The organism is Serratia sp. L9 (assembly GCF_050632285.1).
In the GTDB taxonomy this organism is placed as follows: Bacteria; Pseudomonadota; Gammaproteobacteria; order Enterobacterales; family Enterobacteriaceae; genus Chania.
This window is the reverse complement of record NZ_CP192591.1, coordinates 3737466-3759316: the sequence shown is the minus strand read 5'-3', so window position 1 is coordinate 3759316 and position 21851 is coordinate 3737466. Positions and strand designations below refer to the sequence as shown.

Annotated in this window: 33 protein-coding genes and 1 pseudogene; 26 read left to right on the top strand and 8 right to left on the bottom strand. The window is 53.5% G+C overall.

Features of this window, described 5'->3' with window-relative positions; genetic code table 11:
- Positions 1-6: 6 nt before the first annotated feature.
- The 6 genes from ACQ86O_RS17915 to ACQ86O_RS17890 all read right to left on the bottom strand — a co-directional run bounded on the left by ACQ86O_RS17915 (position 7) and on the right by ACQ86O_RS17890 (position 3832).
- Positions 7-1794, bottom strand: coding sequence for an integrase catalytic domain-containing protein (locus ACQ86O_RS17915; RefSeq protein ID WP_431222231.1), 1788 nt, complete (start codon positions 1792-1794; stop codon positions 7-9).
- Positions 1795-1796: 2 nt separating this feature from the next.
- Positions 1797-2111 carry a hypothetical protein gene (locus tag ACQ86O_RS17910; RefSeq protein WP_431222230.1) on the bottom strand — a complete coding sequence of 105 codons (315 nt, stop codon included), beginning with the start codon at positions 2109-2111 and terminating at the stop codon, positions 1797-1799.
- Positions 2108-2314 (bottom strand): hypothetical protein, encoded by a 207-nt coding sequence (locus ACQ86O_RS17905; RefSeq protein WP_431222229.1) that lies wholly within the window; start codon positions 2312-2314, stop codon positions 2108-2110. The genes ACQ86O_RS17910 and ACQ86O_RS17905 overlap by 4 nt, the downstream gene beginning before the upstream one ends.
- Complete coding sequence (locus tag ACQ86O_RS17900) at positions 2307-3251, bottom strand: hypothetical protein (RefSeq protein ID WP_431222228.1); 945 nt, start codon at positions 3249-3251, stop codon at positions 2307-2309. The genes ACQ86O_RS17905 and ACQ86O_RS17900 overlap by 8 nt, the downstream gene beginning before the upstream one ends.
- 11 nt (positions 3252-3262) lie before the next feature.
- Entirely contained in the window at positions 3263-3571 is a 309-nt protein-coding gene (locus ACQ86O_RS17895; RefSeq protein WP_431222227.1) for a helix-turn-helix domain-containing protein, read from the bottom strand.
- A 63-nt stretch (positions 3572-3634) separates the two neighbouring features.
- A complete protein-coding gene (locus ACQ86O_RS17890) occupies positions 3635-3832 on the bottom strand; it encodes a DNA-binding protein (RefSeq protein WP_431222226.1) in 198 nt (65 codons plus the stop codon).
- Between the two features lie 83 nt (positions 3833-3915).
- On the opposite strand from ACQ86O_RS17890, the gene ACQ86O_RS17885 reads away from it, so the two are divergent.
- The 3 genes from ACQ86O_RS17885 to ACQ86O_RS17875 are packed head-to-tail and all read left to right on the top strand — an operon-like array spanning position 3916 to position 5025.
- Positions 3916-4308 (top strand): helix-turn-helix domain-containing protein, encoded by a 393-nt coding sequence (locus ACQ86O_RS17885; protein ID WP_431222225.1) that lies wholly within the window; start codon positions 3916-3918, stop codon positions 4306-4308.
- A 27-nt stretch (positions 4309-4335) separates the two neighbouring features.
- The gene (locus ACQ86O_RS17880) at positions 4336-4695 is read left to right on the top strand and encodes a hypothetical protein (protein WP_431222224.1); all 360 of its coding nucleotides are present in this window, start codon (positions 4336-4338) and stop codon (positions 4693-4695) included.
- A gap of 12 nt (positions 4696-4707) precedes the next feature.
- A complete protein-coding gene (locus ACQ86O_RS17875; protein WP_431222223.1) occupies positions 4708-5025 on the top strand; it encodes a zinc-ribbon domain-containing protein in 318 nt (105 codons plus the stop codon).
- Positions 5026-5149: 124 nt separating this feature from the next.
- On the opposite strand, the pseudogene ACQ86O_RS17870 reads toward ACQ86O_RS17875, so the two are convergent.
- Positions 5150-5916 (bottom strand): annotated as a pseudogene (locus ACQ86O_RS17870) (DNA adenine methylase).
- Positions 5917-6103: 187 nt separating this feature from the next.
- On the bottom strand, positions 6104-6637 hold the full coding sequence (locus ACQ86O_RS17865) for a hypothetical protein (protein WP_431222222.1): 534 nt from the start codon (positions 6635-6637) through the stop codon (positions 6104-6106).
- 187 nt (positions 6638-6824) lie between these two features.
- Between ACQ86O_RS17865 and ACQ86O_RS17860 the strand changes: the two genes are divergently transcribed.
- From ACQ86O_RS17860 to ACQ86O_RS17750, 23 genes are all read left to right on the top strand, one after another.
- Positions 6825-7190: a putative holin gene (locus ACQ86O_RS17860; protein ID WP_431222221.1), complete on the top strand. Its 366-nt coding sequence runs from the start codon at positions 6825-6827 to the stop codon at positions 7188-7190.
- Positions 7191-7192: 2 nt separating this feature from the next.
- Positions 7193-7930 (top strand): transglycosylase SLT domain-containing protein, encoded by a 738-nt coding sequence (locus tag ACQ86O_RS17855; protein ID WP_431222220.1) that lies wholly within the window; start codon positions 7193-7195, stop codon positions 7928-7930.
- The gene (locus ACQ86O_RS17850; protein ID WP_431222219.1) at positions 7920-8342 is read left to right on the top strand and encodes a hypothetical protein; all 423 of its coding nucleotides are present in this window, start codon (positions 7920-7922) and stop codon (positions 8340-8342) included. Before ACQ86O_RS17855 ends, ACQ86O_RS17850 begins: the two co-directional genes overlap by 11 nt.
- Before the next feature lie 110 nt (positions 8343-8452).
- Complete coding sequence (locus ACQ86O_RS17845; RefSeq protein ID WP_025121745.1) at positions 8453-8764, top strand: DUF2730 family protein; 312 nt, start codon at positions 8453-8455, stop codon at positions 8762-8764.
- Positions 8761-9057 (top strand): VpaChn25_0724 family phage protein, encoded by a 297-nt coding sequence (locus tag ACQ86O_RS17840; protein ID WP_431222218.1) that lies wholly within the window; start codon positions 8761-8763, stop codon positions 9055-9057. The genes ACQ86O_RS17845 and ACQ86O_RS17840 overlap by 4 nt, the downstream gene beginning before the upstream one ends.
- Before the next feature lies 1 nt (position 9058).
- A complete protein-coding gene (locus tag ACQ86O_RS17835) occupies positions 9059-9613 on the top strand; it encodes a phage protein Gp27 family protein (protein ID WP_431222217.1) in 555 nt (184 codons plus the stop codon).
- A gap of 104 nt (positions 9614-9717) precedes the next feature.
- Positions 9718-11292 carry a hypothetical protein gene (locus ACQ86O_RS17830; protein WP_431222216.1) on the top strand — a complete coding sequence of 525 codons (1575 nt, stop codon included), beginning with the start codon at positions 9718-9720 and terminating at the stop codon, positions 11290-11292.
- Entirely contained in the window at positions 11289-12791 is a 1503-nt protein-coding gene (locus ACQ86O_RS17825) for a DUF935 domain-containing protein (RefSeq protein ID WP_431222215.1), read from the top strand. Before ACQ86O_RS17830 ends, ACQ86O_RS17825 begins: the two co-directional genes overlap by 4 nt.
- Positions 12781-14043, top strand: a complete 1263-nt coding sequence (locus ACQ86O_RS17820; RefSeq protein ID WP_431222214.1) for a PBECR2 nuclease fold domain-containing protein — start codon at positions 12781-12783, stop codon at positions 14041-14043. The genes ACQ86O_RS17825 and ACQ86O_RS17820 overlap by 11 nt, the downstream gene beginning before the upstream one ends.
- Positions 14043-14606, top strand: coding sequence for a phage virion morphogenesis protein (locus ACQ86O_RS17815; protein WP_431222213.1), 564 nt, complete (start codon positions 14043-14045; stop codon positions 14604-14606). The genes ACQ86O_RS17820 and ACQ86O_RS17815 overlap by 1 nt, the downstream gene beginning before the upstream one ends.
- A gap of 229 nt (positions 14607-14835) precedes the next feature.
- A complete protein-coding gene (locus tag ACQ86O_RS17810; RefSeq protein ID WP_431222212.1) occupies positions 14836-15984 on the top strand; it encodes a hypothetical protein in 1149 nt (382 codons plus the stop codon).
- Positions 15981-16343 carry a hypothetical protein gene (locus tag ACQ86O_RS17805; RefSeq protein WP_431222211.1) on the top strand — a complete coding sequence of 121 codons (363 nt, stop codon included), beginning with the start codon at positions 15981-15983 and terminating at the stop codon, positions 16341-16343. Before ACQ86O_RS17810 ends, ACQ86O_RS17805 begins: the two co-directional genes overlap by 4 nt.
- Positions 16344-16416: 73 nt before the next feature.
- Positions 16417-17346: a phage capsid protein gene (locus ACQ86O_RS17800; protein WP_431222210.1), complete on the top strand. Its 930-nt coding sequence runs from the start codon at positions 16417-16419 to the stop codon at positions 17344-17346.
- A 7-nt stretch (positions 17347-17353) separates the two neighbouring features.
- Positions 17354-17575: a DUF7681 family protein gene (locus tag ACQ86O_RS17795; protein WP_431222209.1), complete on the top strand. Its 222-nt coding sequence runs from the start codon at positions 17354-17356 to the stop codon at positions 17573-17575.
- A gap of 11 nt (positions 17576-17586) precedes the next feature.
- Positions 17587-18126, top strand: coding sequence for a phage protein Gp36 family protein (locus ACQ86O_RS17790; protein ID WP_431222208.1), 540 nt, complete (start codon positions 17587-17589; stop codon positions 18124-18126).
- Positions 18107-18553, top strand: a complete 447-nt coding sequence (locus ACQ86O_RS17785) for a phage tail terminator protein (protein ID WP_431222207.1) — start codon at positions 18107-18109, stop codon at positions 18551-18553. Before ACQ86O_RS17790 ends, ACQ86O_RS17785 begins: the two co-directional genes overlap by 20 nt.
- On the top strand, positions 18541-18750 hold the full coding sequence (locus ACQ86O_RS17780; protein ID WP_431222206.1) for a DUF7210 family protein: 210 nt from the start codon (positions 18541-18543) through the stop codon (positions 18748-18750). The genes ACQ86O_RS17785 and ACQ86O_RS17780 overlap by 13 nt, the downstream gene beginning before the upstream one ends.
- The gene (locus tag ACQ86O_RS17775; RefSeq protein ID WP_431222205.1) at positions 18737-18970 is read left to right on the top strand and encodes a hypothetical protein; all 234 of its coding nucleotides are present in this window, start codon (positions 18737-18739) and stop codon (positions 18968-18970) included. Before ACQ86O_RS17780 ends, ACQ86O_RS17775 begins: the two co-directional genes overlap by 14 nt.
- Before the next feature lie 18 nt (positions 18971-18988).
- Positions 18989-19504 carry a hypothetical protein gene (locus tag ACQ86O_RS17770; RefSeq protein WP_431222204.1) on the top strand — a complete coding sequence of 172 codons (516 nt, stop codon included), beginning with the start codon at positions 18989-18991 and terminating at the stop codon, positions 19502-19504.
- The gene (locus ACQ86O_RS17765; protein ID WP_431222203.1) at positions 19494-20003 is read left to right on the top strand and encodes a DUF6631 family protein; all 510 of its coding nucleotides are present in this window, start codon (positions 19494-19496) and stop codon (positions 20001-20003) included. Before ACQ86O_RS17770 ends, ACQ86O_RS17765 begins: the two co-directional genes overlap by 11 nt.
- Entirely contained in the window at positions 20003-20128 is a 126-nt protein-coding gene (locus tag ACQ86O_RS17760) for a hypothetical protein (protein ID WP_431222202.1), read from the top strand. Before ACQ86O_RS17765 ends, ACQ86O_RS17760 begins: the two co-directional genes overlap by 1 nt.
- Before the next feature lie 37 nt (positions 20129-20165).
- Positions 20166-20900 (top strand): hypothetical protein, encoded by a 735-nt coding sequence (locus ACQ86O_RS17755; RefSeq protein ID WP_431222201.1) that lies wholly within the window; start codon positions 20166-20168, stop codon positions 20898-20900.
- A complete protein-coding gene (locus ACQ86O_RS17750) occupies positions 20879-21850 on the top strand; it encodes a phage tail length tape measure family protein (RefSeq protein ID WP_431225765.1) in 972 nt (323 codons plus the stop codon). Before ACQ86O_RS17755 ends, ACQ86O_RS17750 begins: the two co-directional genes overlap by 22 nt.
- Position 21851 lies beyond the last annotated feature (1 nt).

Sequence of the window (21851 nt, the reverse complement as noted above, 5' to 3'; positions counted from 1 at the left end):
TCCTCCTTACTGACCGTTGACGACGCTGAAACCGCCGCGCCGTTCCAGTGCCTGCAGGTCGCTGGCCAGAGCGTCGAGTTCCTCGGCAGGAACCCCTTCTGGGAACCGCTCAACGATCTGGCCGTAATAATGTTTGTGCCACTCATGGCCCTGGGCGATAAACCGCTCACGCAACTGCTTGGCGGCTTCAACGTGCGTCAGTGGGCGTTCTTCAATACGTGGCGCACGTACCTGAGATTCCTGGCCTCGTTTAGGCATATAGTCAGGGTGTTGGGCCTGCTCCATCTCCATATAAGGGTTGAACCGGCCACCGAAGGGCAGCGCCTTAGCCTTGCGGGCCGCGTCGGTTTCTTCCTGGCTATTGGTGCCGTAAACAAGTTGTTCAACCTCGGTACGGTTACGCTGGGCGTCGGTTTCCGGTATTTGGCCATACTGTTGGCCGATAACAGAGGCAGTAACGGAATAGCCCCAGTCGTCTTTGGCGATGGCATAAATAGGGTAATAGGTCGTGAAGCCATCCTCACCGGTCATCACCACCCGCGCCTCATCTTCATGCCAGGGATTGCGGCTCACGTTCAGCATGTCGCCAACACAGGCACCGGGTATCTCTTTGACGCAGAATGAGTTGCCCCGGAAGTTGACACGCAACTTGGCGGTAACCTTGCATTCTTTCGGGGCGCTGATGGCCAGTTCCCGGCAAACCTCAACGGAGGGTGCTTTCACCAGTTGATCGGCGGTGATTTTTAGCCAGGCATCGGTGCGGGGCATGCCATAGCGGCTGTGTACCTTGGTGCGGTTGTAGTTCATGCGCCACAAACGGGCGAAACTATTGAGTTGATCAATATTATTGACCTGGACGAACCGCAGCCCTGCTTCGAAGTCACACTCGATAATGTCACGCGCCTTTTCTACTGCACCGGTAGCGCGAGCATTGCGGGCCTTGTGCTGAATGCACTGAATTCCCAGTGTCTGGCACATATTGATCAGGCTGGCAGAAACCAGCGCAGATCCGGGGTCGGTATACAGAATTTTAGGTACACCGTGCAGAACGTCGGCCCCGCCACGCTCTTGCATGGCATTGATCATCACCGTCAAAAAGTTCTCGGCGCTTTCGCCCCCGAAGTGGTACTCGACATAAATCCAGTTTGTTGTGTGGTCAATCAGTTCAAATGACCACACGCGGTCATTGACAACACGATCCAGATTCTTGGGTTTGTTTTTGTTGTACTCCTCCCTGTCCATGACCCGCAGCCCAGTGTCCCCCTTAGTCTTTTTGTTGGGATTCTTGAGGTAATACAACACACACAGCGAGGCATCGACCTGCCAGACATGATTGGGGTGTAGGCTGGCCAACTCCAGTGCCGGTGCTGGGTTCTGCAACTGGTCATAGTGCAGGCGGTACACTTTCAGGGCTTTGCTGATGGCATCAACTGACAAAGGCAGAAATTCCCCCGTCTCTTCATCAATGCGGCCAGCGACAATCATACCGTTGGTACGTAAGTGGTTGATCACGTTCTCCAGGCTATACAAGCGCTTGTCATTGTTACGACGAGACTCAAGCCAGGTGCCGGATATCACCAGTGCCTCTTCACGGGTCAGCGCCGTTTTACCTGCATCAGAACGCTGCTTGCGCGGGACTGCAGGCTGAATGGATTTCAGCTTTTTCAGCAGCGTTGAACGGGACATCTGCAACTCCTTACAGGCAGACTGATAAATAACTTCTTTGCCCCCATGACCTGCCGCGCTGACTGCGTCTGCAAGGGCGACTAAACGTTGGATAAGGGCAGCATTCATGGTCAGTTCCCGCTTATCTGGTTGGTGTGCGCGAAGGCTTCCTGCAGCTTTTCGCAAACGCGGTCAGACAACCCCAGCAGGAATTCAACCTCAGACCAGTTCTCATGCTCGGTGTAAAAAGTGAGCATGGTGCTCCAGTTCTTGGCCTCTTTCACAGCTGACAAAAACTGGTCACGTTGCGCTTGCTCTGCCGGAGTGCACTTCGGGGTGATGACTACTGCGGCCAGTTTTACCGCTTCATCCTGTGACAGAAGGCGTTTGCCGTTGGAACGGGTTGATTCCTGTAGCAACTGATCAACTTTATTGTTTGAGTTCATGACGCTTGCCCCTTCTGGATTTGATTGATTTTCTGCAACAGAAGGCTTTCCAGAGCTGCAGCAAAAGGCTGTGCATCTTCAGCCAGGATAGTGACCTCACCGTGATAGGTGCAGATGGTGAAGCCTTGCTGCATATCGGGTACATGCCATAGCAGCGCGGCGCTGAGCGATTCCACGCTATCAACGATGGCGGTGCTAGGCATTGTCAGCCTCCTCACTACCCAGGCCGTTCTTCACCCAGTCAGGGCGTGGGTCAAACGGCTTGTGCTCTGGCAGGTTGAACTGCTGGCGCAGTGCAGTGATCTGGTTTTCAATGTCATCCAGCATACCGGCCATAAAACCGGCGTGAGCGATGCCGGTGCTTTCGGTATGGTCCACAAGGCTGGTAAAGCCGTTTTCCAGATTGGCGAGGTCAGCCAACACGGCATGCTGCAGGATATTGACCTCATGGGTCAGTTCAGCGCCAACAGCCTCTGGGGTTTCACGCTTGACGCGATACATCAGCTTCTCTTCCAGCTTGGATTTGTCCTCTTTGACCTTGCCCAGCTCTTCTGCCTTTTTGGCTAGGTTCTGGCGGCTGATATCAAGATCGATAGCTAGATCCTTCTTCTCCTTGGTGTGCTTGGCGATCATCTCTTCGGCCAGTTCCAGCAAGGCGTTCTTGTCACCTTCCTTGGCTACTTCGATCAGGGCACTCTTTTGGTCTTCAGGCAGGCGGCGGAATTGGCTCAGCTCGCGATAGCCGATACCCATACGGGACATAGAGTCGAGAGCTTCTTCGCCAAAAGACCGCAAGTTTTTGATATCAAGGTCAGCCTTTTCACATGACATACCCAGAAGACTGCAAAACTCTTCCCATGTACCGTTTAAAAAGTCGTAACCGTTACGGCTTTTTTGTCCTTTAAGTGCGCGGTATAGCTTGTTTTCTTTAACAAAAGCCAGTTTAGAAGTCGTAACAGTTACGGAAAATTTACCAAAGGCATCGGCCATTTGGGCTTGACCCAATAGCTGGTTTAAGAGGTCGCGTTCATCATGAAACTCACTTTGGATAGTCGCCATGATGTTCTGGGTTGCTTCCAGATCAGGGTTTAACTGAACGTCCGGTAATAATTCAGCAGTTGGAGTTGGTTTACGTGCCATGTGTCTTATCCTTACCGAGATCCAGCGGTAATACGCTGTGTGATTTCATCCATCCGAGACTGCATGCGGCCAATATGTTCGGCGTGAGCCGTGGCGATCTGCAGCATCTGTACGCTATGCGCGTATCGACCGTTATCAAGTTGAATAGCTAACCCTTCGGCAACTAACGTGGCCAGATCGCGGCTGATATTGGCAGGGGAGACGTTCAAAGCTTTAGCTAGCTCGCCATTGGAAAGGCCAGTCATCGTATGACCTTTGAGTGCAATCAGAACTCGCAAAGTGCGTGTTGCTGATGATGATGTACCAGGTGTTTTAGCCATTGTTATTAGCTCCTTTTTTTACTATGCGTAACACTGTTACACTTACATAAACGGTGCTATAAATCAGATGGTAGAGTCTGTAGGTTTCAAGCCCAGTTTGACTGCGATTTCGTGGCCTTTGCCATATTTGGCTTTAGTTAATCCATTGAGAACACGGTAAACATCGGTTGGTGTGTATCCATTCTCAATAGCCCACTGATTGAATGTCAGCCCGTTTAAGCGGAAATGTTGTTTGACTTGGTCTGGGGTTTTTACCTTCATTATGTAGCTCCGCGTGGTCGAATAAATGATTAACATATGTGATAGATTATGAGAACTATAATTCTCATTGTCAAGGTGATTGAATGAACTTTAGTTATCAAATATCGGGCCGGTTAAAAGAAGAAAGAAAGCGCTTAAAATTCAATCAGAATGATGTAGCTAGCCTTTGTGGCGTTTCGCGTGAGATGTGGGGAAAATATGAACGTGGTCTCGCTATGCCTGGAGCGAATGTCCTTGCAGCCTTGGCTACGGCTGGAGCAAATGTTCAATATGTACTTACTGGTGACTTTTCTGGTGGAACTACATTGTCAAGAGACGAGCAAGAAATGTTAACGTACTACCGTGCTGCTCCTTTGGCTGTAAGAATGGCAGCATTAGCAGCTCTAACGTCCGCACAAACAGGGAGAGGGAGTATTAGCGTGACAGGAAGCAATAACCGTGTAGCTGGTGGAGATTACAATGAAGGGAAAAAGTAACTCTTTTGATAAGTTAGGGGTTATTACATGCCTGAACCACGTATCCAAGTTGATGGTGATAATAATCGTACTGCTGGACGCGACTACCATGAGTACAAAGGGCCAGATCCATGCCCATGTTGCGAACAGCGCTATTTGACACCAGGTAGAGCTTTTTGCAGACACTGCGAGGCACAATTCGAACAAGATAGAATTCAGCAAGAATTAATAGAAAAACAGCATCAAAAAAGGGCGTCAATCTCACGAGTCGCAAGGATTTTGGCTGGTTTTATGATTTTAGGGTTGTTGGTGAATTGGTTCGGCCCAGATCCTTTACGTAAGGTAGGCTTGGTTTTAACTGCTGTTAGTGCATTTGCCATAATGCTTATTTCAAAATTGTTTACCTAAAAAGGATGAATCATGGCATTGATTGATTGCAAGGAGTGTCATCGAGAAATTTCTGATAGCGCTAAATCGTGCCCACATTGTGGTATGAAATTACAAAAACCGATTGGAAATGTTAAAGGATGCTTTGGGGTGGTATTACTTTTTGGTAGCCTATTTTTTTGCTTTATTTTGGTCTCGGCAATTTTTGGAGATGCTAAGCACACACCACTTGACTTATGTAAGATGATGATCAAGATGGATTCTGCAAACCCTGACAATGTACAGATCGCTGATATTGATGGCAGACGACAAGGGGATAAAATATCGTATGAATGGACTCCCTCACACTGAAGATACAGAATAAGTATGGAGCGTTAGTTGGGGCATCAGCAAGTTGCACTGTCAATGAAACAACCAATGATGTTGAGCGATTTATACCCCCATCATTGGCTGGGTTTTAGGTGTTCAGCCTTTATTACCAATTCCTTATCACCAGCTCCTGCTGTTTAGCTGTATCGCGTCCGGCCCCTTGAAGCGTGTAGTGAACATTCACGGTATCCATCGAGAGTCCGGCAAAAACCTGTCGCATCTCAGGGATATCGTTCACTGAGATCAGCATCTTCCCCTCAATCATCCTGGCCAGTTCGGCCATGCGTGTGTAGTTCTTAAACCCAAACTCCACGCCATAGCCTTCGGTCTGCCAGTACGGCGGATCACAGTAGAATAGCGTATGGGGCCGATCATACTTCTCAATGCATTTGGCCCAGTCCATGTGCTCAATCAGCGTTCTGACCAGGCGCATGTGTGCCTGGGATAAGTCCTCCTCGATCCGCAGCAGATTGAACCTTGGCGGCGATGTCGTTGCCGTGCCAAAGGTCTGCCCCTCGACCTTGCCGCCAAACGCCTGCTTCTGCAGATAGTAGAACCTCGCCGCCCGTTGAATGTCTGTTAACGTCACTTCTGGGGTGATCTGCAACCATTCGAACATCTGTCTGCTGACTAGCGCCCACTTGAACTGCTGAATAAACGCTTCAAGGTGGTGCTGGATCACACGGTACAGATTCACAAGTTCGCCGTTGATGTCATTGATCACTTCAACCTTGCTCGGAGTTTTGAGGAAATACAGTGCCGCTGCACCGCAGAACGGCTCAACGTAACAAGTGTGTTCTGGGAATTGTGGGAGGAGTTTTTAGCCAGACGGCGCTTTCCGCCGATCCAGGGTATGATCGGTGTCGCTTTCATAAACTGTAAGCCTTTTTCATATGTTGAAAATACGCTAGGCTGGATCTGTCTCGCGAGACGGACTGAGCCTTCGGTTGCTCACAGGCTGGATCTGTGTGTGACGGCCTACCCAGTGTTAGCGCACTGGGTGGGTCGCTCTTTCTTGCTAATCCTTGTATAAGGAAGAAATAACATGGATTTTAGTGCGTTAATCAGTTCCGTTACTTCCATTGGTCAGATCGGAAAAGCGCTTGTCGATGAGCGCGATCGCCAGAAATTGGCGGCCCTCCAAATCGATCTCTCGAATAAAATCATTGAGGCTCAAACCCAAATCTTGCAATTGCTGGGCACCGTCGTCGAGCAGGAGAGGCTTATCCCTGTCCTTGAGAAACGCATACGCGAGTTGGAGGCTAGTGATGCTGAAAAAACGCGTTATCAACTTACCAAACTGGGCAGTCTCAGGGAGTTCTTCGTTTATTCGTTGCGTCCCGATGCCGAACCGAAGGAGGGCACTGACGAGGTCTCGCATTTCCTCTGCCAACCGTGTTTCGATGCTGGCAAGAAGGTTGTCCTGACTGGCAACGGAGAGGGATATTGGAGCTGCCCCGCTTGTCGACATGGTGCTCAAGTTGAGCCCGAGACTGCTATCCGCACCAGTACCGGTCGCGATTCTTACAGGAGTGCTTTCGACGACTACTGAGTCCTCCGTCGCCGAGGTTGTATTTTTGTTCGTTTGATGCATAACTTATTACCTCTTCTCTTGATTGACGCCGTGATGGTTGCTGATGCATCCTGATAGCGTCAGCCCACTTGTTGTACGTCTGGCTCCTCCCGTGTTCTTTTATCCGTGTATAAATCACAATCCCAAAACCACCCGGCACAATGAATTCCTCTGTTGATCGTTTTCCCTCTCAACTAAGGAAGTCACCATGTCGTTCTTGAGTAAATACCGCAATTTCCGCCGTCAGCGCCTGCTAAGTTGGCTGATTGCCGCCATTTTCCTGCTGGTACTGATCGCGTTCCTGTCCCCTGCGCAAATCGGTGTCACCGTCTACAAGCTGGCGCTGGTTTCCATCGCCGTTGTACTGGGCTATCACCTTGATCGCGGCCTGTTCCCCTATGCCAGCCCAGGCGGTTACTTGCGTCAGGACTGGAAAACCACACCGCCCTTTACGGGCACTCAGGATGTTGAATATCCCGTAGTCGATGGGTATCAGCTCGTCTTTTCCGCCGTTCTGTTACGCCGGGCCCTTATCGTGCTGGCGGTAGTCATTGGCGTAACGATGGGGCTCTGACTATGCATTGGCCACAAATCATCTGGATTGTTTTCGCCGCCATAACAGTCACGCTATCGCTCGCTGGATGGGCGGTAAAAACAGACAAAGCGTTCAGCGTTATTTTGAGAATTGCCGGTATCGTCTTTGTTGCCTGGTTGCTCTGGTGTGGCGGGTTCTTTTCCCAGGCTAAGGCTGCAGGCATTCCGTTGGAGGCACAGCAGTATCAGCGTGAACTGACCCGCAATGCCCGCGCCATCTGGGGGCTGGATGCGCCGGTCTCGCTGTTCGCTGCACAAATCCATCAAGAATCGACGTGGAAAACTACCGCTCGTTCGCCGGTTGGTGCAGTAGGCTTGGCGCAGTTTATGCCTGCAACAAGCGACTGGATTGCGGGTATCTACCCCAAGTCATTGGGCACTAATCAGCCCTATAACCCTTCCTGGGCCATGCGCGCCCTGGTGACTTACAACCTCTGGCACTGGGATCGCATCCTGGGTACAGCAAGTGATTGTGACCGTTGGGCGTTTGTACTGTCGGCTTACAACGGTGGTCTGGGTTGGGTACAACGAGACCGCAAACTGGCCACTACCAAGGGGCTTGACCACTCCCGCTATTGGGGGCATGTCGAAACCATTAATGCCGGGCGATCAGCGGCAAACTGGCGAGAGAATCGGGGCTATCCGCAGCGGATTATCCAACGCTGGCAGCCTCTCTATGTTGATGCAGGTTGGGGGCTGGGGGTGTGCCATGAAAGTTAAGTACATCGTACTGATCACAGCAGTTCTGTTTCTGCTGCTTTTTACCACTGTCGAATTTGCGCGGGAATATGGCTATCAGGAAGGGCTTAACGAAGCCAGGCAGGAATGCCTGAGAAACCAGTTATCCGACAGTCAACAAGCGCTGAATTCATTCACCCAGGCGGCAAATCAAGCAGCGGAAAGGGTCAGGCTAGCCGACCGTGCCTTATCAGAACGTATCGCAGAGCAGGAACTACGCGATGAGCAGACCACGAGGGATATCAAGAATGCACTCAAGAAAACGGCTTCTGACCGTGTTAACTGCGTGTTTGATGATGACAGCATGCAGCAACTCGCCGCCGCCCGTGACCGCGCCACCGCTGCTGTTACCGGCGGGATTAACGGTCATCTGTCCGGTACCGCCACTCCCTGATGACAATAGCGCGGATGCGGCGTTCGTCACGCTGAAACGGATGTACGACATCTACGCAACCTGTGCTGGCCGTCATGTCGAGCTGGTCGATTTTATAGGCAAAAGACATCATGAACCTGGAAGAATTGAGTTTTAGTTTTAGCGCCGTGCAGTGGTTGCTGACAGTGGCTATTGGTATCTATGCCTGGGTTATCAGCCGACAAGCGGCGACCAACAGCGAGGTTCTGGAGCTGCGCACCCGTGTTATTGCCCTGGAGGAGCGTGTCAAACAGATGCCAACCCAACAGCAGTTGGCCCAACTGATGGTCCAGCTCGGCGCAACAGAGGCCCAACTGAATAATATCGGCATCCAGTTAGGGGCAATGTCGCGACGTGTTGAGAGAATTGACGATTTTTTGATGAAGCAGCGAGGTGGCAAATGAAATACCAGGATTATTTACGTGAAGATATGCGCCTGGTGACTTTGCGCATCCTGTCTGAGATGCCAGGCTACACCTCCAACAGCTCGGTGATTTTTGAGGGGCTGACGCGTTATGGCCACAACCCCAGCCGCGACCTGGTCAAATCAGAGTTGCTCTGGTTAGAAGAGCAAGGGCTGGTTTTGACAGAAGATATCGGTACCGTACTGGTCGTTCGTCTGACAGCGCGAGGCGCTGATGTGGCTGCTGGCCGTGCCATCGTTCCTGGGGTGAAGCGTCCTGGCGCGGGAGGTTGAGATGGGCCGTAAATCCACTATTCATAAGTTGCCCACGGATGCCAGGGAACATATCGACAAGCTGATGCGTGATAACAGCATGACCCTGGCCGAGATGCTGGCCGACATCTGTGAACATTTCCCTGATGCCGCCGCCGAACTCAGTACCAGTACCCTTTGGCGCTATAAGAAAGCCGGTGGTTTTGAAGAGTTCATGAACCAGATGCAGCGCCAACAACAAGCGGCACGTATGGCCGTCAGCGCCCTGGGCGAGAACCCGGACGACAAGGCCGGTACGCTGCTGGTGCAATCGGTGATGACGCTGGTGCAGTCTGCAGCGTTCGCGGCCCAGGGCGACACCCCGGACACGGAAGAAGTGCTGCAACTCTCCATGGCCATGAAGAACACCCTGCAAGGGAGCAAGCTGAGTCGTGAAGAACGTTCAGCTGTGATCCGCGAGGCGCGTGAGCAGCAGCTGCGCGAGCAACAGGCCAATCTGGACAAGGTCGCCTCCGCGCAAGGGCTGAGTGAAGACCAGGTGCAGTTCTGGCGTGAGCGTGTACTGGGGATCAAGTGATGAAACCATTAGCCTCAACGATCCGAAACGTCGAGTGGGATGAGTTACCCGCCCGAGCTCGCGATATTCCGTTTGCCTTCGATCCCTTTGCCGAGGGCGTCTTAATGGCGCACCAGGTCGAGTGCCTGAAGTACAACGTATCCATCCTGGCCATTCCGAAGGGGCGACGTACCGGCATCACGTTTGCCTGGGGGCTTAACTCCACATTGATCGCTGGTGCTCAAAAATCTGCTGGGGGTAATAACGTTTATTACATTGGCGACACCAAGGAGAAAGGTCTGGAGTTCATTGGCTATGTGGCCAAGTTCGCTCGTGTAATCGCCTCTCAACAGGCAGAGCAAGTCTCAAACATTGAGGAGTTCCTGTTCGAAGACCAAGACGAGAAAGGCCAAACTCGGCAGATCACTGCTTATAGGGTACGGTTCGCCAGCGGTTACCAAGTCATGGCGCTCTCTTCCCGTCCGGCCAATATCCGTGGTTTGCAAGGTGTGGTCATCATTGATGAAGCCGCCTTCCACCAGGATGTTCAGGGGGTACTCGATGCAGCAACAGCGCTGTTGATCTGGGGTGGCCGCATTGTGGTGATCTCCTCACACAACGGTAAAAACAACCCCTTTAATCAGTTCTGCCTGGATATTGAAGCTGGCCGGTATGGTAGTGATGCTGCCGTATTTACCGTTACGTTCGATGATGCTGTCACCAACGGCTTATATGAGCGCGTCTGCGCCATGAGCGGAGAGGAGATAACAGTAGAAGGTAAGAAAGCCTGGTACAACCGTATCCGTAACGCATATGGCCCGCGCAAATCTGCGATGCGCGAGGAACTGGATGCCATACCTCGTGATGGTAACGGTGTCTGTATACCCGGTGTATGGATTGAGCGTGCCATGCCGGAAGAACGTCCGGTCATACGCCTGGTGCTGGATGATGACTTTATCAACATGGGCGAGCTAGAGCGTGAGTCCTGGGGCAGAGACTGGATAGCACGTTACCTGCAGCCTGTTATGACCGAGGTGCTCAACCCGGAGTGGCGGTATGTTTTTGGTATGGACTTTGCCCGCCACCGGCATTTCTCCTCCCTTGTTCCAATGGGCTTAACGCCTACGTTGAAGCGCGAGGTACCGTTCATTCTCGAGTTGCATAACGTGCCGTCAGCTCTGCAGCAGCAAATTCTTTTCTACTTTATCGACTATCTCCCGCGCCAATCTGGCGGTGCAATGGATGCGACTGGCCCCGGTATGGTGCTGGCCGAGTACACGGCAGACCGTTACGGCAGGCCGCGCATTGCTGAGATCAGTTTGAGCCGCAAGTGGTATGGCATATGGATGCCAAAATTCACAGGGCTATTTGAAGACAGCATGATCACGCTCCCGCGAGATGAGAATACGGCGCAAGACTTGCGGACTATTGAAAATATCGACGGTGTACCGATGGTCGCAGCATTGGAGAAGAAGGACCTGAAGGATGCTGAGTTAGTGCGCCACGGTGACACTGCGATTGCCGGATGCCTGGCGAACTATGCCGCGCTGAACCTCGCAGCTGAAATCGAATTCCAGTCTACCGGCCCGCGTGACATCTTCCGAGTGCTGTCAGGCTATGGCTCAAGTCACGGTGGCGAATTTACGGAGACCGGCTTCGGTACCGTGCGTGGCAGTAATGATTTTGGAGGGTTTATATGAGTCTGTTGGGGAAGCTTAAAGGTGCGTTTAAACGCCCTGTGCTGGGTCAGGAAATTGCAACCACCGGTGATGGTCGTGATATCACTCGCCCGTGGGTAGGCTCTCTGGCCTTGGCTGATGACAGCGTGCTGATGAATCGGGGCGCTCCAGACCTCAAAATCTACCGTGAAGTGCTGAGTGATGATGAGGTCAAATCAGCGTTCACTCAGCGCCAGGATGCGCTGATCTCCCGCGAGATCAAGGTGGATGCCGGTGGGGATCGTCCGATTGATATCGAAGCTGCAGATGCCATGCAACGCCAGATTGATGCACTGGGCTTTGACCGTATCACCCGGCTCATGCACTACGGTGTGTTTTACGGTTACGCGGTATCTGAGCTGATTTATGGAACACGCGACAACCTGCTGTGGATCGATGAGGTCAAGGTGCGAGACCGCAGGCGGTTTCGTTTTACGCCCAAAGGGGAACTGCGGCTGCTGACGCCAGGCAACATGTTCACCGGAGAACCTTGCCCTGCGCCTTATTTCTGGTCATTCGCTACTGGCGCTGACCATGATGATGAACCGTATGGCCTTGGCCTGGCCCACTGGTTGTACTGGCCCACCTTCTTCAAGCGCAATGACATCAAGTTCTGGCTAATCTTCCTGGACAAATTTGGGATGCCTACCGTTGCCGGTAAACATCCACCAGGGGCAACACCAGAGCAAAAACGTGACCTGCTGGCACTGACCCACGCCATATCGACCGACAGTGGCGTGGTGATGCCAGAGGGCATGGCCCTTGAGATGTTGTCTGCGTCACGTTCTGGCGCGGCGGATTATGAATCCATGTACAAAGCGATGAATGAAGCTATCCGTCGCGTGGTCGTCGGGCAAATTTCCAGTTCTGGCGGAACCTCAAAAGGTATCGGCGGCGATGAGTCCTTGCAGGCCGGTATTCTGGCCAGCATTGCAAAATCTGATGCTGATGTGATCTGCGAGTCCTGGAACCGTGGCCCCGCCACTTGGCTGACCGAATTGAATTTCCCTGGTGCGGCGGTTCCCCAGGTATCCCGCGTATTCGATGAGCCGGAAGACCTGAAGTCCCGCGCCGAACGTGACAAGTTAGTCTCTGATACCACCGGCTATCGCCCAACGTTGGCTGAGGTGAAAGATACCTATGGCGGCGATTGGGAGCCAAAGCCAACCAGTGATACGCCACCAGTGGCACCTGCAGGCAGCAAGCCAAGCGAATTCGCCGAGCATAGCCACCCACAGGACGCACCCGCTGCGATGGCCATCCGTCTGAACAGTGAATTGACCCCGGTCACCGATGGGTGGATGCAGCAACTGCAGGAACTGGTCGACAATGTGGACTCCCTGGAAGCCTTGCGGGATGGCCTGGATAAATTGGTGCCGGACATGACGCTCGAACGGTATGCCGAGGTGTTGGCGCAGGCGATGTCCGCTGCCGCACTGGCGGGTCGCTATGAGTTACTGGAGGCAGTCAATGGCCGGTAACGTTGGCTATGGTTCGCTGCCATTCAGCGAGCAGATTGCCTTTTTCCAGCGCAAGCTCAATACCAAAACCGACGCCTGGACAGATGTCTACGGTGCAGCCCATGACTATGAGTTTATGGTCGCCGGTGCTAATCGTGATGACCTGTTGGCCGACCTGCGTAAGGCGGTAGAGCGGGCAATTACCGAAGGGAGAACACTGCAGGATTTCCGCAAAGACTTTTCAGGTATCGTCGCGCGTTACGGCTGGAGCTATAACGGCGGGTTTGAGTGGCGTACCCGTGTTATTTATGAAACCAACCTGCGCAGCAGCTACATGGCCGGACGCTTTGCGCAACTGATGGCCATGCGCGAAACGCATCCCTATTGGGAGTATGTTCATAGTGACGTAGTCGAAGAACCCCGTGAGGAGCACCTCGCCTGGAACGGTATGATCTTGCGGTGGGACGACCCGTGGTGGGTAACCCATTTCCCGATCAACGCCTGGGGATGTCAATGTAGCGTTATCGCCCGTACCGAGGATGATCTGCGGCGTATGGGCAAATCAGGTCCAGATACTGCGCCGCCTATCAAATGGGTTGAGCGCACGATTGGCCAGCGTAGCCCCGGTGGCCCGCGCACTGCCTTGGTACCTGAAGGCATTGATCCCGGGTTTGAACATACACCTGGCCGCAGCCGTGATTTCAGTGGCCAGGTACCGCCACCGCGTGGTGGTGGTCCATTGCCCCCTGAACATCTTCCACCTTTAGATCCTTTACCCACCGCGCCTTCGCCTATTTCCCCTCCTGACCCATTGCCAGAGCCGCAACCGGTCACTCCGCCAGACTGGGAGGGCAACGCAATTGAAGAATTCCTTCAGGTGTTTAATGCTACGTCCACTCAGGCTGCTGCGTTTCGCGATGTCGCTGGCCAGCGCATCGCTATCGGCCCTGAGATGTTCCGGGGAGATGATGGCAATCCTTCTGAGTTTGCCGAGGTTGCGCAGACCGATGCGGCTACGGTATTGCCGCTGATTGCTCAGGCAATCCAAACCCCTGACGAGATTTGGGTGCAGATAGTATGGCTGGCCGACGTGCAACTGGCCGTCGTTCGTCGCCGTTACCTGGCCCGTTTCCAGGTAAGTGGTCAGGCAGAACCGGTGGCGGTGGTGTTCGAAGTGGGCCGTGATGGTTGGGCAGGTAACGTGTCAACGTCTGAGACGATGCTGCAGTCATTGCGCCAGGGCGTGAGACTCTATCAACGGGAGGCAAACTGATGGCCGGTGCAACACTGACGTTTGATTATCAGGATGCGTTATCCACTCTGCTGGCCACGCATGCAGCATTAAGCGATCCCACACCGCTGTTGTCAGACATGGGCGAGAAGCTGCTGGAGTTTCACCAGCAGCGGTTCCGTGACCAAACGGCTCCCGATGGTACGCCGTGGGCTCCCTTATCAGCACGGTACAAAAAGCGTAAGCGCAAGAACCAGGACAAAATCCTCACGCTGGATGGTCCATTGCGTAATACCTTGCGTTGGCAAATCGCCGCGCAGGAGCTGCTGTTCGGCACTGACCGACCTTATGGTGCCATTCACCAGTTCGGTGGCACCATTGAGATGCCAGCCCGCAGTCAGCAGGCGTACTATCAGCAAAAACGTATCGCTGCCGGTGACCACCGGTTTGTCCGCAAATCAAAATCAGACTTTGCACAATGGCATACGCTGCCTGCTTACAAAATCACTCTGCCTGCCAGGGAGTGGCTGGGCGTTTCTGCCCAGGAAGGGGATCGCCTGGTCGAGCTGGCCAGAAACTACCTGCAGCGTTCACTAAAACAGTAACCGCCACCAACGCGCCGTAGTGACTTCTATGTGCCTGAGTGGCATGATGGGGCCAATGTAAACACCAAGCCGTATTACAATACGTTCTAATACGGCTCCCGGTGATGTTCCACCCTCCTGAATGATCCCGCTGTTGTTATTTCCCCTCTCGGTAATTTAGTCCGAGGATAAATTACCTTTTACGCCCCTCCCATTACGATACCGCCATCTCTTGTGATGGACGGTTACCATGACTGCTAAAACTTCACCCTCTACAGCGACCCTTGCCGTTTTTGCACCAGGCACCCACACCGCGATGGATGGCCGCACGGCGACATTTACGGTGGAAGACTGCATCGACATGGCCAGCAGCTATGACCCTGCACTCTCTGAAGCTCCCTTTGTGATCGGTCACCCTAAGCTGGATGACCCCTCTTACGGATGGGCCAAACGTTTTGAATACCGAGATGGTCTGGTTTACACCGAGCCTCACCAGGTCATCCCTGCGTTTGCCGAAGCCTTTAATGCAGGCAGCTTCAAAAAGCGTTCCCTCTCCATCTATCAACCCAATTCGCCTGGCAACCCGAAGCCAGGACATTTCTATCCCCGCCATGTGGGTTTTCTGGGTGCATCTCTACCGGGCGTAAAAGGGTTGCCGGATGCGAAATTCGATTTTGCTGAGACCACGGGCGATGACGCACCGTTGGAGTTTGCCGCTCCCTGGGAAACCGAGTTACTCACCGAGATGTTCCGCAATCTGCGGGATTACCTGATCGAGAAAGAAGGCGTTGAACGCGCCGACAACATTTTGCCGACGTGGCGCATCCAATCAATCGAAGAGATCGCCGCAGCAGCAGATGCCAATACCGCAACCATTTCAACACTGGCGTATGCCGAGGAGTCCAATGTGTCAAAAATCGATCCGAGTGCATCCAGTGCAGCAGTTGATCTCGCTGCACGGAAGGCTGACCTCGATGCCCGAGAAGAAACAATCAAGCTTAAGGAAAAGCAGAGTCAGGACGCAGCAGCAGCCCAACGCCGCACTGACATTACCTCATTTGCCGATGGCCTGGTCACAGCGGGTCAACTGCTACCACGGCAAAAAAACGCGGTAATCGAAGTGCTGGTGAACCTGGCCAACACCCCGATCTCGTTTGCCGATGGTTCAACCACTGTCAGCAAAACGCCAGAAGAACTGCTGCGCTCAGTGTTGAGTGAGAAGCCAAAGTTTCTCGATTTTGCTGAAAAATCTGCTGAAGACGGAGCTGCCGCCCTGGACTTTGCAGACGTCAATGCCGTAGCAGACCAGGCTCGCGAGTACCAGGAGGCGGAGGCCAAAAAAGGCCGCACCATCTCCATGACCGTTGCCGTCAACCATGTGAAAGGGGGTAACAAGTGAATATTCCAGGCTTGATCACCGGTTCACGGGCGGAGGGTGCTATCGCTGCCCGCAGCCTGGTGAACCACGGTACTGAAGAAGGGTTTTCAGCGCAGGCGATTGACGGCACCAAAGTGATCACCGGCGTCACCACCATTGTTCCTGCCGATGATGGCGAGGTGTTCGACATCATCCGCAGTGGATTGGCGTTGGTGGGTTACGGTGCGGATATCGCCCTGGGCGATCCATTGACAGCAAACGCCGATGGGCTTGCCGTTCCTGCTGCTGCAGGTGATTGGTTCATCGGTTATGCCGAAGTCCCTGGCACTGAGGGCGATATCGGCTCGGTGTGGGTTAATCCTGGCAAGTTGGCGGCCTAGCAACGCACTTTGAACAAACGGCCATGATTCGCCGGGATCGGCTCCGGCACCCATTCTTATCTGGAGAATTACAATGGCTCAATTTCCATTCCCCGTTGACCCCCATTTGACGGCGATTTCCATTGCGTATCGCAACGTTTCATTGATTGCCGATGATGTCTTACCTCGCGTTCCTGTGGGCGTTAAATCGTTCAAGTGGTGGAAGTACGACATCGCTCAGGGCTTCACGGTGCCTAATACAACGGTTGGCCGTACCTCACAACCTAACCAGGTCGAGTTCCCGGCAGAAGAAGAAACCAGCTCTGCGGAGGATTTCGCCCTTGATGCACCGATCCCACAGGACGACATCGACAATGCACCAAAAAATTATGATCCCTTGGGCCATGCTACCGAACGAACAGCGGATTTGATTGCTCTGGATCGCGAAGTCCGTACCAGCAAACTGGTGTTTTCTCCGAATAGCTACCCTGTTGGCAATCGTCAAATCCTGGCTGGTGCCAATCAATGGAGCCATGCAGACAGTAACCCGTTAGTCGATATTACAGATGCACTTGATGATTTGGTGATGCGGCCAAATATCGCCATTTGGGGGCGTGTTACTGCCACGGCTTTGCGCCGCAACCCAAGCATTGTTAAAGCCTATCACGGTACGTTGGGTGACAGCGGTATGGTGCCGATGGCCTTCCTGAAAGACCTGCTGGAACTGGAAGATATCTATGTCGGTTCAGCCTGGGTCAATATCGCCCGCCCTGGTCAAAAACCGGTACTGGTTCGTACCTGGGCAAATCATGCCGCCTTCCATTATCGCAATCGCCTGGCCAACACCCAAGGTGGTGTGACCTGGGGCTTTACGGCACAGTTTGGCAACCGTGTTTCCGGCTCTATCGCTGACCCCAATATCGGGATGCGCGGTGGCCAGAAAGTGCGTGTCGGTGAATCGGTAAAAGAACTGTGTGTGGCTAAAGATGTTGGCTACCTGTTCCAGAACGCCGTTGCGGGGTAATCAATCCATGCCAGTTATCAAAGCCCAAAGCTCCCACCGCCAGCTCACCGATGCCGAGCTGGCGGCGATGGAGGAACTCACCGACTTCGGCAACCTGGTCGGTGATTACCTGGACGGCCTGGCCGAAAACCCGGATATCGATCCGCGTTGGCTGGCCATCGCCCGTACCCACTTGCAGCAGGGTTTCATGGCAGCAAAACGCGCTGTCGCCAAACCCGCCGCATTTTGAGGAAGCGTGTCATGACAACGGCCTGGTATGTAACGCTCGCGCACCTTGCTGAACGGCCTGGTGCGGTCGAACTTTCACAGACGACTCAGCAGGCAGGGAAACCGCCAGCCCGCCCAGCGATTTTGGATGCGCTGCTGCGCGGTGAAGATACCAGCACCTGGCCCCCAACTGAGGTGGAGGTCGCTCTGGCCGCTGTTGAACGCATCGGTGAAGCGGTTGAGAAAGCACAGTCGCTGATCGATGGCTTTCTCCGTCAGCGTGGCCACCGTTTGCCGTTGGCCGTTATCCCTCCCGTTCTTGCGGGATGGGCATTGGATATCACCCGCTATCGGCTCCATGCTCACCGCATTACTGATGAGCAGAAAGACCCTATCGTGCGTGACTATCGCGATGCATTGAAGCTGCTGAAGGATGTCGCCAAAGGGGATTACAGCCTGGGGATTGAAGACCCGCTGCCTGCAGCCGGGGAGGCCCACACATTACCGGCCCTGGGCGCACCTTCAGCATGGACTCCTTACGGGACTTCGGCAAATGAGCAGCGGCCCTTTTGATCTGTCTTGTGTGATAGAGCGCATACAGAGTTTGCAACCCGACCCGCTGTCATTTGTCGGCAGCGTTGTCGAGTACAGCAAGGTGACTGACCTGTCTGCGGTTTCCGTCCCTGCGGCCTATGTGCTGATGGGTTCTGAACGTGGCATACCGGGTAACGGTAGCCGGGCGCAGGTGGCGGAAGCGGTTTTCGGTATTGTCATTGTGGTTCGCAATTACGGGCTGGGGATAGAGGGGATGATCCATGAGGCTAATCCGCTGATTGGCCAGGTACGTGATTTGATGATCGGCTGGATGCCCAACAAGCGCTGCACCACTGGGGTTCAGTGGGTAAAGGGGGATGTGCTGGATTATGACGCGGGCACGCTGGTCTGGATGGACGTTTTCACCGTTAACCACATCATCGGGGGCATGAGATGCCAAAAGTAACACTGAGTGGGCCACATACCCACAAAGGTAAACCCGTTACGGCGGGTGACACCATCGAGGTCAGCGACGAAGAAGCCAAGTGGCTCGAACGGCGCGGACGTATTGCACCACCTGCAGTGAGCCACAGCCCCATCGTGACCGCACCGCAGACAGGCAAAAAACCAAAGCAGGAGAACGGCGATCATGGCGCAGATTGAAACCTATCAATACAACCAGGGCAAGGTATACCTTGCTCGACGTGATGCCTACGGCAAGCCGCTGGCCTGGCGCTGGATCGGCGATGTCTCAGTATTGTCCCTGGCGCTGACGGTCGAGAACCTGTCGCACAAGGAATCGTATTCTGGGCAGCGCATGACTGTTCGCAGGTTCCCGATCAGTAAAGACGGCATCGTGACCATGACCTGGCATGAATTCTGAGCCGATAACCTGGCGCTGGTGTTTTATGGCGAACGGGTTGTGATCCCGGCAGGGACAGTGACAGGAGAGGTATTGCCTGCGGGTATTGAGGCAGGTAGCCGCGTCACGCTGGAACACCAAAACGTTAGCGATGTGGAGATCGGCGATCTGATAGCGGGTGAAGACTTCAATATTGATGTGCTGTACGGCGCAATCGACTTCCTGAAGACACCGCCACCCGCTGCATTGCCGTTGACAGTCAGCTATTCCTACGCCGGTAGCACCAACACAGAGATGTTTACTCAACAGCCTGAGCCACTGGCGCTACGGTTCGACGGTATCAACCTGGCGGAAGGCGGCGCTGCTGTCATTCAAATCCTGCACAAAGTGGTCTTTGACCCCGCAGCTGCGTTGGCCATGATCAATAGCGATACCTCGCTGGCGGGACTGGAAACGACTGCTGGTGTGCTGTTCGATACCAACCGTCCGTCAGACCGGTTCTCAGCCGTTTTGGCCGCATCATTCATGTCGCGGAGATTGCTGAATGAGCCGTAAACATAAACATCAAAAACTGGTGACAGTGGCTGTGGACAAGCCGGAAGACGATATTTCCGTGCTGCTGCCTAACCGTGATGTCCCCATCGCGGGCAGGTTCCTGACCGTGCGCGAGTTCACGTTGGCCGATTCACTGGCCATGCATCACGAACTGAAACCCATCATTGCCAGCCTGGCGGATGTGATGCAGTCGGAGTATCCGGGGTTTGATGCCGTCATGGACGTTCTGGCACAGCATGCGTTCTCGTTGCCGCTGTTGGTGGCTCGCAGTTGCGACCAGCCAGTGGAATGGGTCAACAGCCTGCCCGCCAGTGAAGGCTCGACGCTGATTGATACGTTCTGGACAGCCAACCGGCGTTTTTTTATGACCGCTGCCATTCGCCAGGTCACGATCCGCGCCGCGATGAAAAAAACGTCGGATACGGCAGCGTTTTCGCCGCACTCGTCCGGGCAGGCCATAACCCAGAACGGCTCGCCCACTACACCCATCGTCAGTTGATGCTGTATTACCGGGAAACGCTGAAGCTGGCTAACCAGGACAGCATCGCCCAGATACTGGATGTCTATGCTGGGTCGGTGGGTGGAAAGGATGCGAATACCCGGATTAATGCCCTGAAAAAGTAACTTCAGGGTAATCTCTTCTTCTATATAGGGTGCAGTTATGGCCGCTGGAAATTCAACCCTCAATCTCGCGTTACGTATCACTGCCGATATGGCTGAGGCTAAACAGAGTCTGGAAGCGTTGGCCGGTGAAATCAAGACGACGGGAGCAAATGCTGAAGCCAGCAATCAGCAGTGGAAAGCTACCGCTGAAGCTCAACAAGTCGCCGCTGAAGCGGCTCGCCAGCATACTCAATCCCAACAGGCGCTGAATACTGAGCTGACGAACTCCACAGCGCAGTCAAAACGTGCGGCGATGAGTTCAGAGGAGATGATTGCCACACAAAACGCGCTGCGCGAGCGCGGTGGTGCCCTGTACAAAGAGGAAAAAGCGGCTGAAGAAGCGGCGGCAGAGGCAGCTAAAACCCACGCTAAAGAGGTTGAGAAGCTCGCCGCAGACTTGGAAAAGTTACTGGGCAGCATCGATCCGGCATCAAAAGCACTAGCTAAATTGGATGCCCAGGAAACCCAGCTCCGTAAATCTTTCAAAGCCGGGCTGATTGATGAGCAGGTGTTCAATGATAACTTAGGCAAACTGAACGACCAACGTGCCGCCGTTGATCACCTGTCGGAAGGAACAGAAAAACTCTCCCTCAACTCCAGGGCTGCAGGCCGCGAACTGCGCGTCCTGGTTCATCAGTTATCCCAGGGCAACTTCCGTGATGCCAGCAACAACATGTTTTCCCTTGGGGCTCGTACCGGCATGTTGCCCCCCTGTTTAGTGCTACGACATTAGCGGTCGGGGGAACGGTTGCTGCCATCGTCAGTGCCAGTATGGTCATCGCCAGCGTCATCAATGATCAGGAAGCGTTTAACCGTAGTATCCAGCTCACTGGCAACTATGCCGGGGTTACGACTGGTCAATTGGAGATGATGGCACAAGCCGGTGGCCAACTGGGCAGCAACTACAGCCAGGTACGCGATATCCTCAATGGCCTGGTCAGCAGCGGCAAGTTTACCAGCGAAACTTTGAGCTCCGTCTCCGGGGCTGCATCAGCGATGGCCGAACTCACGGGCCAATCGGCTGATCAGGTAGTGGCCGAGTTCGTGAAAATGACCGATAGCGCTTCTGATTGGGCGATGAACAGCAGTGAGCAGTACCACTGGCTGGATTCAGAAACCTATCAGCGCATCCGTTCTCTTGAAGAACAGGGTCGCACAGAGGACGCCATTGAGATTGCCTCTCAAGCCTATAAAAAGGCGGCTGTTGAACGTTTGGGCGAGATTGAGACACAGTTGAATTGGGTGGCGAGAGGCTGGAAAAATGTAAAAGACAGAATGAATGAGGCGCTTCAAACCGCTAAAAGTGGTGTATCTGGTGCATTAGGGCTGGACTCTGAAGACGAAGCCAGAGTTAAAAATATTATTGCTCTGAAAGCTGAATTGGCAAATGTAGGGAGCGATACGGATGTTGCTTCTAAAGATGCTGGATATCAGCGTTATGTTTCTAGTTTAAAAGCTACATTAAGCGGGCTTGAAGCTGAAGAAACAGCAGCAAAAGCAGTTAATGAAGAGCGGGCTAAACGCCTGAAAATTGATGAAGAAAGCAATGCCGCGTCTAAAGAACTGGAACAGAGCTGGAAGAACAACGCCTCGGATATTGACAAAGAAGCGGCAGCGGTTGAAAAGCTGAGAAAAACCTATCAAAAAATGTGGACTTCTGCCGGGGGAGGAAAAATTACGTGAT